At 70.8% G+C, this 15161-nt stretch carries 11 protein-coding genes and 1 pseudogene; 2 read left to right on the top strand and 10 right to left on the bottom strand.

Annotation, left to right across the window (positions count from 1 at the left end; genetic code table 11):
• Nucleotides 1-24: 24 nt before the first annotated feature.
• On the bottom strand, nt 25-1065 hold the full coding sequence (locus tag IGS69_RS22190) for an NAD(P)-dependent alcohol dehydrogenase (RefSeq protein ID WP_190902284.1): 1041 nt from the start codon (nt 1063-1065) through the stop codon (nt 25-27).
• Between the two features lie 180 nt (nt 1066-1245).
• On the opposite strand from IGS69_RS22190, the gene IGS69_RS22185 reads away from it, so the two are divergent.
• Nucleotides 1246-2160: a helix-turn-helix domain-containing protein gene (locus IGS69_RS22185; protein WP_190902283.1), complete on the top strand. Its 915-nt coding sequence runs from the start codon at nt 1246-1248 to the stop codon at nt 2158-2160.
• A gap of 27 nt (nt 2161-2187) precedes the next feature.
• Here IGS69_RS22185 and IGS69_RS22180 read toward each other — a convergent pair whose 3' ends face one another.
• From IGS69_RS22180 to IGS69_RS22155, 6 genes and pseudogenes are all read right to left on the bottom strand, one after another.
• Nucleotides 2188-2700, bottom strand: coding sequence for a hypothetical protein (locus IGS69_RS22180; protein WP_190902282.1), 513 nt, complete (start codon nt 2698-2700; stop codon nt 2188-2190).
• A gap of 77 nt (nt 2701-2777) precedes the next feature.
• A complete protein-coding gene (locus IGS69_RS22175) occupies nt 2778-6032 on the bottom strand; it encodes a S8 family peptidase (RefSeq protein WP_232543612.1) in 3255 nt (1084 codons plus the stop codon).
• 267 nt (nt 6033-6299) lie between these two features.
• A complete protein-coding gene (locus IGS69_RS22170) occupies nt 6300-6983 on the bottom strand; it encodes an ABC transporter ATP-binding protein (RefSeq protein ID WP_190902281.1) in 684 nt (227 codons plus the stop codon).
• 379 nt (nt 6984-7362) lie between these two features.
• A pseudogene (locus IGS69_RS22165) lies at nt 7363-8810 on the bottom strand (ABC transporter permease).
• Nucleotides 8811-8956: 146 nt separating this feature from the next.
• The gene (locus tag IGS69_RS22160) at nt 8957-10207 is read right to left on the bottom strand and encodes a L,D-transpeptidase (RefSeq protein ID WP_190902280.1); all 1251 of its coding nucleotides are present in this window, start codon (nt 10205-10207) and stop codon (nt 8957-8959) included.
• A gap of 305 nt (nt 10208-10512) precedes the next feature.
• Complete coding sequence (locus IGS69_RS22155; protein ID WP_190902279.1) at nt 10513-10842, bottom strand: hypothetical protein; 330 nt, start codon at nt 10840-10842, stop codon at nt 10513-10515.
• Nucleotides 10843-10951: 109 nt separating this feature from the next.
• Here IGS69_RS22155 and IGS69_RS22150 point away from each other — a divergent pair, with 109 nt between their 5' ends.
• Nucleotides 10952-11266: a hypothetical protein gene (locus IGS69_RS22150; protein WP_184908972.1), complete on the top strand. Its 315-nt coding sequence runs from the start codon at nt 10952-10954 to the stop codon at nt 11264-11266.
• A gap of 46 nt (nt 11267-11312) precedes the next feature.
• On the opposite strand, the gene hutH is transcribed toward IGS69_RS22150, so the two are convergent.
• The 3 genes from hutH to IGS69_RS22135 form a co-directional block, all read right to left on the bottom strand.
• Nucleotides 11313-12851, bottom strand: coding sequence for a histidine ammonia-lyase (gene hutH / locus IGS69_RS22145; RefSeq protein WP_190904597.1), 1539 nt, complete (start codon nt 12849-12851; stop codon nt 11313-11315).
• Nucleotides 12852-12985: 134 nt separating this feature from the next.
• On the bottom strand, nt 12986-14137 hold the full coding sequence (locus tag IGS69_RS22140) for a GGDEF domain-containing protein (RefSeq protein ID WP_190902278.1): 1152 nt from the start codon (nt 14135-14137) through the stop codon (nt 12986-12988).
• Nucleotides 14138-14294: 157 nt separating this feature from the next.
• Entirely contained in the window at nt 14295-15095 is an 801-nt protein-coding gene (locus tag IGS69_RS22135; protein ID WP_190902277.1) for an enoyl-CoA hydratase/isomerase family protein, read from the bottom strand.
• Nucleotides 15096-15161 lie beyond the last annotated feature (66 nt).

The following is a 15161-nucleotide window of genomic DNA, read 5'->3' as shown; positions in this document are numbered from 1 at the left end:
GTCGCCGCGTCACGGAGGGCGGGGTCAGATCGTCGCCGTGTCGATCACGAAGCGGTAGCGCACGTCGCTGGCCTGGACCCGCTCGTAGGCCTCGTTGATCTGGTCGCCGCGGATCAGCTCGATCTCGGCGCCGAGGCCGTGCTCGGCGCAGAAGTCCAGCATCTCCTGGGTCTCGGCGATGCCGCCGATCATGGAACCGGCGAGGGTCTTGCCGCCGCCGATCACCGAGAAGAGGTTGAGGGAGATCGGCTCCTCGGGGGCGCCGACATTGGCCAGGGTGCCCTCGGTCTTCAGCAGGGACAGGTAGGCGTTGAAGTCCAGCGGGGCGGACACCGTGGACACGATCAGGTCGAACGTGCCGGCGAGCTCCTCGAAGGTCTTCGGGTCGCTGGTGGCGTAGTAGTGGTCCGCGCCCAGCCGCAGGCCGTCCTCCTGCTTGCGCAGGGACTGCGACAGCACGGTCACCTCGGCGCCGAGGGCGTCGGCGATCTTGACGCCCATGTGACCGAGGCCGCCCAGGCCGACGATCGCGACCTTCTTGCCGGGGCCGGCGCCGAAGCGGCGGAGCGGGGAGTAGAGGGTGATGCCGGCGCACAGCAGGGGCGCGGCGACGTCGAGGGAGAGGCCGTCGGGGATGCGGACGACGAAGTTCTCGTCGACGACGACGTTCTGCGAGTAGCCGCCGTAGGTGGGCTCGCCGTCGTGGCCGATGCCGTTGTACGTGGGGACGTTGCCCCGCACGCAGTACTGCTCGCGGCCGGCCTTGCAGTTCTCGCACTCACGGCAGGAGTCGACCATGCAGCCGACGCCGACGCGGTCGCCGACGGCGAACTTCGTGACGCCGGGGCCGACGGCGGAGACGACACCGGCTATCTCGTGGCCGGGGACCATCGGGAAGATCGCCTCGCCCCAGCCCTCCTGGGCCTGGTGGATGTCGGAGTGGCAGATGCCGGCGAACTTGATGTCGATCAGGACGTCGAACTCGCGGACCTCGCGGCGCTCGATGGTGGTGCGCTCCAGCGGAGCCTTGGGAGCGGGAGCGGCGTACGCAGCAACAGTGGTCATGCCGGGGGTTCTCCTAGCGGGGTTCCGTGCCCGGCTGCCTTCTGGACCTTCGGACCGGGCACGATCACCAGCGTGCCGGATTCCTTCGTGCTCACCCAGACCACGCTTTTGCGTACGCACACGGTGCGTACCACTGGCGGGGTCAGGCTCGTGTGCGTACGACCAGGAATACTGGACGGCATGGACGAACAGCCCGAACCCGCACAGACGGCCGGTGGCGGCCTGGACCGGCGCGCCGAGCTCAGTGAGTTCCTGCGCACCCGGCGGGCCCGGCTGAAGCCCGAGGACGTGGGACTGCCCGACTTCGGGCGGCGGCGGGTGCCCGGGCTGCGCCGCGAGGAGCTGTCGCAGTTGGCGGGGGTGTCCGTGGCGTACTACACGCGCCTTGAGCAGGGCAACGGCCGCAATGTCTCCGCGGAGGTGCTGGACGCGATCGCGCGCGCCCTGCGGCTGAGCGACGCCGAGCATGCGCATCTGTCGCATCTGGCGAAGCCGAAGCAGCACAAGAAGAAGCCGGTGGCGCGCAGCCAGCAGGTGCGGCCGGCGCTGCGGCATCTGCTGGACTCGATCGAGTCCGTCCCGGCGTACATCGTCGGGCGCCGCTCGGACATCCTGGCCTGGAACCGGATGGCGTCGGCCCTCTTCGGCGACTGGGCGGAGATGCCGGCCCAGGAGCGGAACTGGGCACGGATGGTGTTCCTGCGGCCCGAGTACCGCGAGCTGTTCGTGGAGTGGGAGCAGAAGGCGTCCGACATCGTCGGCTATCTGCGCATGGACGCGGGCTGCCACCCGGACGATCCGCGGCTGTCGGCCCTGGTGGGCGAGCTGTCGGTGAAGAGCGAGGACTTCCGCCGCCTGTGGGCCGCCCACGACGTCAAGGAGAAGAGCTACGGCGTCAAGCGCCTGCGCCACCCCCTGGCCGGCGATCTGACCCTGTCCTTCGAGACGTTCCGCCTGGTGGACGACGGCGAGCAGTCCCTGATCACGTACCACGCGGAGCCGGACACCCCGTCGGCGGAGGCGCTGCGCCTGCTGGCGAGCTGGGGGGCGGACGCGACCCGCTCGGGCACCAGGGCGCCGGCATCGTCGGAGTGAGAGGCACCCGCGAACGGCACCCGCGCCTCAGTCTGCGACGCCCAGGTCCTCCCGCATCAGCCTCCGCATCGCGGACAGCCGCGGCTCGGCCTCCTTCAGGTCGTGCAGGGCGCCCTGCGCGCTATCGCCCTCCCGGGCCACACCCCGGTCGAGGCGCTTGACCGCCGCGTCGATGCCCGCGAGGACCTCGTTGACGGACCGCGAGGCCTCCAGGATCCGCTCGGGAACGATCATCTGGGCCTCGGCGTACCGGTCCCGGTAGTCGCGCCGGGTCTCCTCGAGCTGGTCGCGCTCGGCATCGCCGTAGACCCCGTCGCGCAGGCGGTGCAGGGCGTCCTTCAGGAGGGTGTGGAACTGGCGTGAGGCCCTGTTCATGGCCGTGTACGCGTCCCTGCGCTCCTCGAACCGGCGTCGCTGATCCTCGGCCCGGGTCTCCTCCTCGCGCTGCCGTGCGGAGAGCCGCCGGCCGAGCACCGGCGCGAGGAGTGTGCCGAGGACACCCACGACGGCGGTGATCATGGCGGTCACTGCGGCGGTCATGCGAGGACCCTACTGATGCGACGGGCCCGCCGGAAGCGGGGGCTTCCGACGGGCCGTCAACGCGTGCGCGCTACCGCTTACTTGCCGTAGTACGCGTTGTAGATCGAGATCGTCGACTTGTTGCCCTTCTTGTCGGCGATCTTGGCGTGGAAGGAGATGGCCTTCCCCTTCGCCGGGTTCTTGACGCTCACCTTGCCGCCCTTGACGGTGAGCTTCTTCCAGGTCTTGCCGTAGTCGTACGACACGTACACCGACAGGGACTTGAGGTTGCCGCCCTTGGCCGCGCCCTCGACGGTGACCGGGACCTTGACGGTCTTGCCGGCCGGGACCTTGCTGTCCAGGCCGGTGGTCGCGCCGAAGCGGGCCGTGGAGACGGGCAGCTTCGTGATGCTGTTGGTCTTCTTCGAGCGGAACGTCCAGCTGGCGTCGACACGGGTGGAGGCCGCCGCGACCTTGACGCTGCGCTTGACCGACGTCGTCAGCTTGTACTCGGCGTCGGCGGACGGGACCTTGAACTGCTTGTCACCGAACAGCGGGTCGTTGTTGCTGCCGACCTTGGTGCCGTTGCGGTACAGGGTCGTGTCGACCGCGGAGAACGTCGAGTAGCCCACGTTGCCCTTGCCGTCGGCGAACAGCGGCAGGGAACCGTAGATCTGGTTGCCCTCGCGGATGACGCCGAAGTCGCCGGTCAGACGCGGCCCGAAGACGGCCGTGTTGACGGTCTTGGAGTAGCTCTTGCCGGCGGCGAATGTGTGCGTGCCCATCGCGTAGGCGGCCTCGTCGACCGGGAAGCCGTCCGCGTCCACACCGCCGGACTGGGCGAACTCCAGCTGCCACTTCACGCCGCCCTGCGCGGACAGGTGGAGCGTCCGGGTGCCGGGCAGGGTCTGCTGCATGCCGATCGAGGAGGCGCTGGAGCTCCACGGCATCCAGCCCACCGCGTTGACCGAGCCCTTCTTGCCGCTCGCCGCGGCGCCGAGACCCGCCTTCACCGTGGCGAGCTCGCTCGCCTTGTAGTGCTTGGTGAAGCCGGTGGCGAGCTGCTTGACCTTGCCGCCGGCGACGGTGTTGTACTCCTCCTTGCTGCCCTTGGACCAGTGGCCGTCCCACTGCTGGGTCACCGAACCGTCGGTGATCTGCGGGCCGACGTGGGCGCTGCGGAAGCCGTCGTAGGAGTCCAGCCACCAGCCGAAGCCGTAGCTGCTGTCACCGCTCTCCACCGTGTAGTCGGCCGAGGCGAACTCCGATGTGACGCCGGTGGCCGGGACGGTGATGTCCACCGGCTTGGCCTTGCGGGCGTCCAGCGTGATCGTCGTGTTCTTGGTGAGGTTCAGCTTGGGCTGGGCGAGCCAGTCGACGCCCTCGAACTTCTCGGGGTCGTCGCCCACGTAGATGTTGGTGTTGAGGACGTAGGTGCCCTTGGGGACACGGGTGGTGACGGTGCCGTCCTCGTCGTACGGCGCGGCCCCCTTGCCCTTGCCCAGGCCGGTTATGCCGGTCAGGTCGGCGCTGTAGTTCTTCGCCGCCTTGCCGTCGCGGTCGAGGAACTTCAGCGTCAGGTCGTACGACTCGACCTCGCGCTGCACCGCGGCCGCCGTGCGGACGGTCTGGCCGCCGCCCGTCGCCGTCACGTACGCCGAGTACGCGCCGTCGACCGTGCCGCCGAGCTTGGTGTTGACGGTGAACGGCACGGAGGCCTTGCCGCCGGCCGGGACCGTCACCGAGGTGGCGCCGAGCTTGAAGAAGCCGGACGGGACGGCCTGGCCCTTGGGGTTGGTGGCCGTCGACGTCAGCTTCAGCGTGACGTCCTTCGTACCGAGGTTGCGGTACGTCAGCTCCTTGGTGACCGGCTTGTCGTCGGTGTGCGGCCACTGCTGCACCCCGAAGCTCACGGAGACCGGCTCGGCGATCACGGACTGCTTGATGGCCTTGTCGACCTGGATCCGGCCCGAACCCTGCTCGAACGGGGTGTACTTGCCGCCCTTGGTGGAGCCGGTGAGGGCGCCCTTCAGCTCGGCGTACTTCCAGTCCGGGTGCTGCTGCTTGAGGATCGCCGCCGCGCCCGCGACGTGCGGGGTCGCCATCGACGTACCGGAGATCGTCATGTAGCCGGCCGGCTTCTCGCCGACCTCCTGGGCTATCAGGTTGCCCGGGGCGGAGGCCGCGGTGATGTCCACGCCGGGCGCGGTCACGTCGGGCTTGAGGGCGCCGTCCATGCCGGGGCCGCGGCTGGAGAAGTCCGCCAGCACGTCCTTGTCGTCGACCGCGCCGACGGTCAGGGCCGCGGCGGCGCTGCCCGGGGAGCCGACGGTCTGCTCGCCGAAGTCGCCCTCGTTGCCGGCCGCGATGGCGAACAGGACGCCCTTGTCGTCGGACAGCTTGTTCACCGCCGCTTCCAGCGGGTCGATCGCGGGCGTGTCGCCGCCGCCCAGGCTCATGTTGATGACGTCGGCGCCCTCGGCGGCGGCCCACTCCATGCCGGCGAGGATCTCGGAGTCGCTGCCGAAGCCGCCGTCGTCGAGGACCTTGCCGTTGAGGATCTTCGCGCCGGGCGCGATGCCCTTGTACGTGCCGCCGGACTTCTTGCCCGTGCCGGCCGCGATGGACGCGACGTGCGTGCCGTGGCCGACCTTGTCGGAGGCGTCGGGCGAGGTGGTGAAGTTCTTGGCGCCGACCACCTGACCCTTGAGGTCGTCGTGGGTGGCGTCGACACCGGTGTCCAGGACGGCGATCTTGGTGCCCTTGCCGTCGAAGCCGGCCGACCAGGCCTTGGGGGCGCCGATCTGCGGGACGGACTTGTCGAGGCTGGCCTTGCGGACGCCGTCGAGCCAGACGTGCGCGATACCGGAGGCGGTCTTCTCGCCGTTGGTGACCGCGTCCCAGAGTTCGGGCGTGTCCTGCTGCGGCGTCTGCACGGCGTCCGCGTTCACGGACTTCAGCGCGTGGCTCAGGGTGCCGGCCTCGCGGACGTCGGCCTTGGTGGCGGCGGCGCTGCCCCGGTAGCCGACGATGACCTTCAGGCCCTTCTTCTGGGCCTTGCGGGTCGCGGACTTGTTGAGCTCGGTGACGTCGAAGAGCCGCTGGTCGAGCTTGCCGGTGGCGACCAGGCGGGCCGCGTCGGCCGGGATGACGAGGGTGTGGCCGTCGACCTTGCGGATCTGGACGGGTACCTTCTCGCGGCCCTTGGCGTGTTCCAGGCCGATGACACGGCCCTTGGCGTCCAGCACGACGCGGTCGCCGGTGATGAGTGTGATGCGGTGCTTGGCGGTGAGGGACGCCGGCTTGGCGGACGCCGCCGCCTGCTCGCCGTTGGCCGACGCCGGGCTGGTCATACCCGCCGCCAGCGCTACGGCCGCCGCTGTGGCGACTGTGGCCGCATACGCCCTTTTCACTTGTCTGCGCAAGTTTCCCCCTTGCAGAAGAACCGGGTGAATTCCCCGTTCACCCGGCCGGGGGTGGTCTCGTACGCGTGCCCGTACACCCCCCGGTATACGCAGTATGCCGACGGGTGATCAGCCGCTCAATAGATGAGAGGACGGCAAGAATTCCGTCGGCCGACTGTTACACGGCCGACGGAACTCCGTTACAGGGCCGCGTGGTTACGCACGCGCGTTCTCCTTGACAGAGATACGGCCCTTGCGGATCGTCGCCACACGCGGCGCCTTCTTCGCTATCGCCGAGTCGTGGGTGACCATCACAAAGGTGAGGCCGAGCTCCTCCCACATGCGTTCGAGTACGTCCATGATCTCGTCGCGCATCGACTCGTCCAGATTTCCGGTGGGTTCGTCGGCGAGGAGTACCTTCGGTTGTTTCACCAAGGCCCGGGCGATGGCCACGCGTTGCTGCTGACCGCCGGACATCTCGCCGGGCAGATGCGCGAGGCGCTCGCCGAGACCGACCGACTTCAGTGCTTCGGCGGCCTGTTCGCGCCGCTGCTTCGGCTTGACGCCGAGGGGGACGAGGGCGGTCTCCACGTTTTCCTGCGCGGTGAGCGTCGGGATGAGGTTGAAGGACTGGAAGACGAAGCCGATGCTTTCGCTTCTCACCCGGGTCAGTCTGGCCTCCGGCAGTGCGGCGAGGTCGGTGCCGTCCAGGACGATCTCGCCGGAAGTGGGCCGGTCCAGGCCGCCGAGCATCTGGAGCAGCGTGGACTTTCCACCGCCGGTGGGGCCCTGGATGACCAGGCGGTCGCCGTCGGGGATGGTGAGGTCGATGCCGTCGAGGGCTTGGACGGTGTCTTTGGAACGGGTGTAGTGCTTGGTGAGAGCTCTGAGTTCGTACATGTGTGGGCTCCTGGGGTAATTCGTCGAGTGCGGGTGCGTGGGGGTGTTCGCGCAGTTCCCCGCGCCCCTGGGTCGGTGGATGCCGCCGGAGAGTGCGGGTGCGTGGGGGCCGTTCGCGCTCTCGCGGCGGAGCCGCATATCGATACAGCCCCGCGCCCCTGGGCCGGTGGATGCCGCCGGAGAGTGCGGGTGCCTAGGGGGCGTTCGCGCTCACGCGGCGGAGCCGCATATCGATACAGCCCCGCGCCCCTGGGTCGGTGGATGCCGCCGGAGAGTGCGGGTGCCTAGGGGGCGTTCGCGCTCACGCGGCGGAGCCGCGTAGCGATACAGCCCCGCGCCCCTGAGGTCCGTGCTCGTGCCATCGGACTGAGGGAGGCGCCTACTCCACCCGCCGCAGCGCGTCCGCCGGGCGCAGCCGGGAAGCCCGCCAGCCGCCGAAGGCTCCCGCGATCAGGCCGCCCGTCACGGCCAGGGCCACCGCCAGGGCGATCGTCGTCAGGCTCACCGGTGCGGTGAGGGCGACATCGAGGGTCTTCGTGGCCGCCGCACGGCCCGGGCCGCCGATGCCGCCCCGGAAGCCCTCGCCCCCGCCGCCCCCGCCCAACTGGGCCTGCAGCGTGGGACTCACGGCCGTCACGGCGTACGCCCCCGCCAGCCCCAGCGCGATCCCCAGCGCACCGCCCACCAGGCCGTTCACCACCGCCTCGCCGACGACCTGCCGCGTCACCCGGCCGGACTTCCAGCCCAGCGCCTTGAGCGTGCCGAACTCGCGCACCCGGCGGGAGACCGCCGAGGACGTCAGCAGGCCCGCGACGAGGAACGCGGCCACGAGGACCACGATCGACAGCCACTTACCGACGCTCGCGGCGAGGGAGGAGGCCGTGGACAGCGAGCCGGAGACGGTGTCGGCGAGGTCGGCGGAGGTGGTGACCGTCGTGCCCGGGACGTTCTTCCCGATCTCCGACTTGACGCTGTCGATCCGCTGCGAGTCGGTGGCTTGACGTAGATCGTGGTGACCTTGTCCTCGGCGCCGGCGAGCGTCTGCGCCCGCTTCAGCGGGACGTAGAGGTCGGCGGCCGCGTCCCCGCTGTCGGCCGTGGCGATGCCGACCACCGTGAACTCGGTGCTCTTGACGGTGACGGTGGAGCCCGCCTTGAGCTTCTTCTCCTTGGCGTACGCCGCGTCCGCCACGGCGACCTTCGCGTTCGTCTCGCTCGTCGTGAACGTCCGGCCGCTGGTGATCTTCGAGGAGGTCAGCGGGCCGAGGGCCGGCTTGGTGACGTCGGTGCCGTAGACGGAGCAGGAGTTGACGTCGAAGTCGGCGCCGCCGCCCTCCACCCGGCCCTGCGGCGAGGGCTGGGCCCCGCCCGGGCCGCCGCCCTGCCCGCCGCCGCTCTCCCCCTGCTCGAACCGGCCGCGGGTGAACGCCCCGCTGACCTTGACGACCTGGAGGCTCAGCCCGCCCACCGCGTCCGCGACGCCGCTCTGCGCGCCGACCTTGCCCACCGTCGATGCCGCCAGGGTCTGGAAGCCCTGCACCATGACACGGTCGCTGCTCTGCTCACCGCCCGAGTCGTCGTCCTGGGCGTCGAAGCGGAAGCGCGGCCGTTCGGAGCTGCTCCCGGCCGGGGCCGCGGCCTTGGTGACGGTCAGGTCCGTGCCCAGCCCGTACAGCGACTGGAGGACCTTGTCCTGCGCCCTGCCCATGCCGGCGGACACGGACGTGACGACGATGACCAGCGCGATACCGAGCGCGAGTCCGGAGGCGACGACGAGAGCCGCCCTTCTGCGGCGGCGCAACTCGCGCCTCAGGTAGGTGAAGAACATGGCGGCAAGCTAAGGACGGTCCGTGATGAGGACTTGAGGTGCGCATAAGAGCTGGATGAGAAGAGCGGGGAACGGACGAAAGGCCGCCGCCCACCCCGTGTGTCCGGGGTGGGCGGCGGCCTTGCGTCGAGGGAGCCGGCGGACCGTCAGACCGCGGAACCGGCCTTCCAGTCGGCCCAGCCCATGTTCCAGCCGTTGAGGCCGTTGTCCGGCGCGACCGTCTTGTCGCCGGTGTTCTCGACGACCACCACGTCACCGAGCATCGAGTTCTTGAAGAACCACGCGCCCGGGGTGTTCGGGTCGTTCGCGCCCTTGGCGTCCTGCAGACCGACACAGCCGTGGCTGGTGTTCACGCTGCCGAAGATGGACTTCGCGCCCCAGTAGTTGCCGTGGATGAACGTGCCCGAGCTGGAGAGGCGGATGGCGTGCGGCACGTCCTTGATGTCGTACTCGCCCTTGCCGTCGTCGTCCGTGAAGCCCACGGTCGCGCCGTTCATGCGCGTCTCCTTGAACTTCTCGGACATGACCATGATGCCCTCGTAGGTCTTGTTCTCGGGCGAGCCGGCGGAGATCGGGATCGTGCGGACGGTCTTGCCGTCCTGCGTGATCTTCATCTGCTTGGTCTTCGCGTCGACGTAGGAGACCTGGTTGCGGCCGATCTTGAAGGTGACCGTCTTCTGCTGGACGCCGAAGACGCCCTTGGCACCCTCGACACCGTCGAGCGCGAGCTTCAGCGTGACGGTGGAGCCTTCCTGCCAGTAGTCCTCGGGCCGGCAGTCCATGCGGTTGGCGTTGAACCAGTGGCAGGCGACTTCCTGGCCGCTGGTCGTGCTGACCTCGACGCCCTTCTGGACCGCGGCCTTGTTGGTGATCGCCTTGTCGAAGTTGATCGAGACCGGCATGCCAACGCCGACGGTGGTGCCGTCGTCCGGCGTGAAGTTGCCGATGAAGCTGTTGGCCGGGGAGACCGTGGTGAACGAGGCGTTCTCGTGGGCGACGCGACCGTCGGAGTCCTTCGCCTCGGCCGCGAGCCTGTAGGTGGTGGACCGCTCCAGCTGGGCGGTCGGCTTCCAGCTGGTCTTGTCGGCGGATATCTGGCCGCTGACCTCCGCGCCCTCCGACGACGTCATCTTCACGGCGGTGAGCGTGCCCTTGCTCACGGTGACGGCGGCGGAGTTGTTGATGGAGGCGTTGTCCGAGCCGTCCTCGGGCGTGATCTTGATCTGGGCCTCGGAGGTCTTCTTCGCCGCGGCCTCGTCGACCTTCGACTGGGAGCTGTCGCCTCCGTCGCCGCCGGAGGCGCTGTCGTCGCCTCCGGAACACGCCGAGAGCATCAGCACTCCGCCGAGCAGTGCGGACGCGACCGTCAGGCCTTTGCGCCGCTTACTGACCGTCATCACACGCTTCTCCATCGTTGCCGATTTCCCCAAAACCCCGAGTGTCCCCGTCGAGAACGTGAGTGCCCCCGTCGCGACCCGTGAGTCCTCACCGGGACTCGCGCGCCCTCGCCGGGACTCGTGAGTCCTCATCCGGAACTTTCAACGCTACGACCGGGTCATCCGGTTCCCCAGGTCGCGCAGGTGTGGGGATCACCACGTCCGTGACGGACGGGGCCGGTCGTTACGGGTGCGGTCGGTGCGCCGCTTGAGACGCGAAGACCCCGGGCGGCGGTTGCCGCCCGGGGTCACGAGTTCCGGACAGCTCAGCCGTCGCTGTCGTCGCCATCATCCTCGTCGAGGTCCCAGTCCGGCGAATCGGGGTCGTAGTCAATCCGTTCACTGCTCCAGGAGGCCTGCTGGAGCTCGACCCCCGGCACCTGGCTGACCAGGTCGAACGGATCCACGAGGTACGCGAGGGCCTCCGCAGTGTCTTCCGTCACAGCGCCCTCGGCGTGGGCTCGCTCCGCCGCCGGCATCTCCGCCTCGTCGGCGATCCGGCGCAGCGCGGACTTGGTGACCGCGTCCGCGTCGTCGACCTCGAGAACGAGTTCCACCCGAAGCCGTACAAACCGTGATGTCTCTGGAGTGCTCATGGCGGGAGCGTACGTGCAGGCCCTCCCGTGACTTTCCCGTGACCCGCGACTTTCACTAACATCGCCCCACACGGCCAATTCGCCGACGCCACAAGGGGATCGATATTCCGTGTCATCCGCTCGCCGCCCGTTGCTGACCGCCACCGCCGCGGCGTCCCTGCTGGGCGCCCTGTGGTTCGTCCCGTCCGCCAACGCGACGTCGGACTCCCCGGTGAGAGACGCGGTCTCGACGAGCCCGTCGCCGCAGGTCACGGAGCAGGCCCGGATCGCGGCGACGACCGCGGACACCTCCGTCACCGGCACCCGCCTCGCCGACACCGGCAGCTTCGACAGCACGCCGTACGTGATCGGCGGGACCTTCTGCCTCACGCTGGGCGCCGGGTTCGTCGTGTACTCGGTGCGCCGGGAACGGCTCGGTTTCTGACGGCCGTTGACGCGGGGCCCCGCCGGACGACGGGACCCCTGCGGCCCTACTGGAGCGGCCCGGTGACCTTCTCGACCGCGGCCAGCAGCCGCCCGTCACGCACGAACGCGTCCGCCGCGGCGAGGTCGGGCGCGAGGAACCGGTCCGGCCCGGCGCCCTGGACTCCCGCCTCCCGCGCGGCGTCGATGACCGCCTGCGACGCGGGCGCCGGGGTCAGGCCCTCGCGCAACTCCACCGCGCGCGTGGCGGCGTAGAGCTCGATGGCGAGCACCCGGGTGAGGTTGTCGACGGCCGTGCGCAGCTTGCGCGCCGCCGACCAGCCCATCGAGACGTGGTCCTCCTGCATCGCGGAGGACGGGATCGAGTCGGCGGACGCCGGTACGGCGAGCCGCTTCAGCTCGCTCACCAGAGCGGCCTGCGTGTACTGAGCGATCATCAGGCCCGAGTCCACACCGGCGTCGTCGGCGAGGAACGGCGGCAGGCCGTGGCTGCGGTTCTTGTCGAGCAGCCGGTCGGTGCGCCGCTCCGCGATGGAGCCGAGGTCGGCGGCGGCGATGGCGAGGAAGTCCAGGACGTAGGCGACGGGCGCCCCGTGGAAGTTGCCGTTGGACTCCACGCGCCCGTCGGGCAGCACGACGGGGTTGTCCACGGCGGCCGCCAGCTCGCGGTCGGCGACCAGCCGGGCGTGGGCCATGGTGTCCCGCCCGGCGCCGGCGACCTGCGGGGCGCAGCGCACCGAGTAGGCGTCCTGGACGCGCGGGGCGTCGTCCTGGTGGTGCCCGGTCAGGCCGGACCCCTTCAGCACGGCCAGCATGTTGGCGGCGCTGGCGGCCTGCCCCGGGTGGGGCCGGATGGCGTGCAGTTCGGGGGCGAGGACCTTGTCGGTGCCGAGCAGGCCCTCCAGGGACAGGGCGGCGGTGACGTCGGCGGACCGGTAGAGCGTCTCCAGGTCGGCCAGGGCCATCACCAGCATGCCGAGCATGCCGTCGGTGCCGTTGAGGAGGGCGAGGCCCTCCTTCTCGCGCAGTTCGACCGGCTGGATGCCGTGCGCGGCGAGGAGTTCGGCGGCCGGGCGTACGACGCCGTCGGGGCCCTCGGCGTCGCCCTCGCCCATGAGCGCCAGCGCGCAGTGGGACAGCGGCGCGAGGTCGCCGGAGCAGCCGAGGGAGCCGTACTCGTGCACGACGGGGGTGATCCCGGCGTTGAGGAGGTCGGCCATGGTCTGCGCGACCTCGGGCCGGACGCCGGTGTGCCCGGAGCAGACGGTCTTCAGCCGCAGGAACATCAGCGCGCGGACGACCTCCCGCTCCACGGCCGGGCCCATCCCGGCGGCGTGCGAGCGGACGATGTTGCGCTGGAGCTGCGCGCGCAGCTCCGGGCTGATGTGCCGGGTCGCCAGGGCACCGAAGCCGGTGCTCACGCCGTACACGGGGTCCGGCTTGGCCGCCAGCGCGTCCACGATCTCGCGGGCCGCGGCGAGGGCGGCCACGGCCTCCTCGGAGAGCTCGACGCGGGCGCCGCCGCGCGCCACGGCGAGCACGTCGGACGCGGTCACCCCGGACGTCCCCACCACCACAGTGTGCATATCCATATTCAGGAGCGTACGCAGTGAATTCGATGATGTCACCACTGGGGGCGGCGTTCACCCCTTACCGAATACGTGACACACCACCGGCCACCGGTCACACCGCCGGGCACCGGTCACGCCCCCGGACCAGGTCAGGGCGCGTGCCGGCCGCGGAACCGCCGGCGCTCCCCGCCCTCCTCCTGGGACGGCTCGTCCGCGAGCCGTACGACGGGATCGTCGGGCCCGGCCCGGCCCGCCACCACCGGCCTGTCCGCCCGCTCGGCCTTGGCCCGGTACTGGGCGGCGTCGGCGAGCCGGAACAGCCGCCGGGCGGAGCGCACCGGCCCGATCGGGTCCTCGGTGGACGCGACCCCGCAGGCCACCCCGTCCCCGAGCTCCAACTCGGCGGCTCTGCGGCACAGTTCGCCTGCCGCCTTCACGACCTGGTCGGCGGGCGGCCCGACCGCGAGCAGACAGAACTCGTCCCCGCCGAGCCGCGCGGCCAGCGCCCCCGGCAGCATGGCCCCGCACAGCGACAGCACCGATCCGAACCGCTCCAGGAGCCGGTCCCCGGCGGCGTGCCCATGGGTGTCGTTGACCCGCTTGAGCCCGTTCAGATCGCAGACGACGAGACTCACCACGGCGCCGTCCCGGCGGTGCCGCTCGATCGCCCGCTCCAGGCGCACGTCCACGGCTCGGCGGTTGGCCAGCCCGGTGAGGGAGTCGGTGAAGGCGAGCCGCCGGGCCTCCTCCAGCCGCTCGGTCTGGGCGATGCCGGCGGCCACGACGGAGGCGAGGACCGTGGCGAAGTCGGCGTCGCCCCGCCCGAAGACGGCCTCTCCGGCCGGACGCGCGACATACAGCTCGCCCCAGGCCCGCCCGTGCAGCACGATGGGCGCGACGACGCAGCAGCCGCGGCCCCGGCGGCGCAGGGCGGCGACCCGCTGATGGCAGTACCCGGGCTCCCGGCCGGCGGCGGGCCCCTCGGCGGTCTCCACCCACGCGTCGGGCTCCCCGCCTCCGGCCCACTGCTCGTGCAGGAACTCGGTGATCTCCGCGAACTGGTGCACCGGGTAGGCCTCGTCCTCGGGGAACTCCTCCTCGCCCTCGGCCAGCTCGCCCACGTTCACCAGGACCCTCAGCCGCCCGAGCTCCCGCTCCCAGACCGACAGCGCGGCGAAACTCCCACCCAGCGCCCGGCACGCCCCGGCGGCCGCGGCACGCCACGCCTCACGCGACCCGTGCGCGGCCGCCATCCCCTGAGCCAACGCGACGACGGCCGCCAGCCGTCTGTCCTCACCCATCACTCCAGGCTAGGGAGTTTCCAGCCAGACTGACCTGTTTACGACGCGAACGGGGACGACTGTTGTCACGGGGGTCCGCTCCGTTGACCTCAGTGGAGCCCCTCCGGTGAGGTCACCGAGCTCCCTCCGGTGTTGTCAGCGGGTCCACTCCGGCTTTCTACTCCCCCGGCCACTGCGGCTTGCGCCGCTCGTTGAAGGCCGCGACGCCCTCCGCCCGGTCCCCCGAGAACGCCGTGGTCCGCCACGCCGCGTCCTCGACCTCCAGCCCGGCCCGCAGATCCAGCCCCTGCCCGAGCCGCAGCGCCCGCTTCGCCGCCCGCAGCCCCACCGGGGAGTTCCCGGCGATCCGCCCCGCCAGGGCCAGGGCCTCCTCCCGGTCCCGCCCCTCCTCCACCAGCTGATCGACCAGCCCCAACTCGCCCGCCTCCGCGGCCTCCACCCGCCGCGCGGAGAAGATCAGCTCGGCCGCCCGGGCCGCCCCGACCCGCCGCGGCAGCAGCTGTGTGCCCCCGCCCCCGGGGATCACCCCGACCGACACCTCCGGCAGCCCCACGACCGCCGTCCGGTCCGCCACGATCACGTCGCAGGCCAGCGCCAGCTCGAACCCGCCCCCGAGCGCGAAACCGTGCACCGCCGCCACCGTCGGCACCGGCAGCTCCAGCACCCCGGTGTACGCCCCCCGCGTCACCGGCCGCTGCCGCAGCAGATCGGTGTCACTGAAGGAGTTCCGCTCCTTCAGATCGGCCCCGACACAGAACGCCCGCTCATGCGTCGAGGTCAGCACGACCGCCCGCACCTCCCGGTCCTCCCCCAGCGCCGTACACGCCCCGGCGATGGACCGCGCCATCTGCGTCGACACGGCGTTCATGGCCTTGGGCCGGTCGAGGACGAGCTCCGCGACATGCCCCTGCTCATGCCGCCGCACCAGCACGAACTCCCCGAACCGTTCCTCACTCATGACACCCTCCGGTTAACGCGGGTTAACAAGGTCGACGCATCGATCATCGCAGCCGCACCCCACCCG

It is taken from the genome of Streptomyces tuirus, assembly GCF_014701095.1.
GTDB classification, from domain to species: domain Bacteria; phylum Actinomycetota; class Actinomycetes; order Streptomycetales; family Streptomycetaceae; genus Streptomyces; species Streptomyces tuirus.
This window is presented reverse-complemented; position numbering and strand designations above follow the sequence as displayed.

Excerpts from the sequence above, each read along its gene's own strand:
- IGS69_RS22185 (WP_190902283.1), top strand. The coding sequence starts at position 1,246 with ATGGACGAACAGCCCGAACCCGCACAGACGGCCGGTGGCGGCCTGGAC.
- IGS69_RS22170 (WP_190902281.1), bottom strand. The coding sequence starts at position 6,983 with ATGTACGAACTCAGAGCTCTCACCAAGCACTACACCCGTTCCAAAGAC.
- IGS69_RS22160 (WP_190902280.1), bottom strand. The coding sequence starts at position 10,207 with ATGACGGTCAGTAAGCGGCGCAAAGGCCTGACGGTCGCGTCCGCACTG.
- IGS69_RS22180 (WP_190902282.1), bottom strand. The coding sequence starts at position 2,700 with ATGACCGCCGCAGTGACCGCCATGATCACCGCCGTCGTGGGTGTCCTC.
- IGS69_RS22190 (WP_190902284.1), bottom strand. The coding sequence starts at position 1,065 with ATGACCACTGTTGCTGCGTACGCCGCTCCCGCTCCCAAGGCTCCGCTG.
- IGS69_RS22155 (WP_190902279.1), bottom strand. The coding sequence starts at position 10,842 with ATGAGCACTCCAGAGACATCACGGTTTGTACGGCTTCGGGTGGAACTC.
- IGS69_RS22140 (WP_190902278.1), bottom strand. The coding sequence starts at position 14,137 with ATGGGTGAGGACAGACGGCTGGCGGCCGTCGTCGCGTTGGCTCAGGGG.
- IGS69_RS22175 (WP_232543612.1), bottom strand. The coding sequence starts at position 6,032 with ATGACCAGCCCGGCGTCGGCCAACGGCGAGCAGGCGGCGGCGTCCGCC.
- hutH (WP_190904597.1), bottom strand. The coding sequence starts at position 12,851 with ATGCACACTGTGGTGGTGGGGACGTCCGGGGTGACCGCGTCCGACGTG.
- IGS69_RS22135 (WP_190902277.1), bottom strand. The coding sequence starts at position 15,095 with ATGAGTGAGGAACGGTTCGGGGAGTTCGTGCTGGTGCGGCGGCATGAG.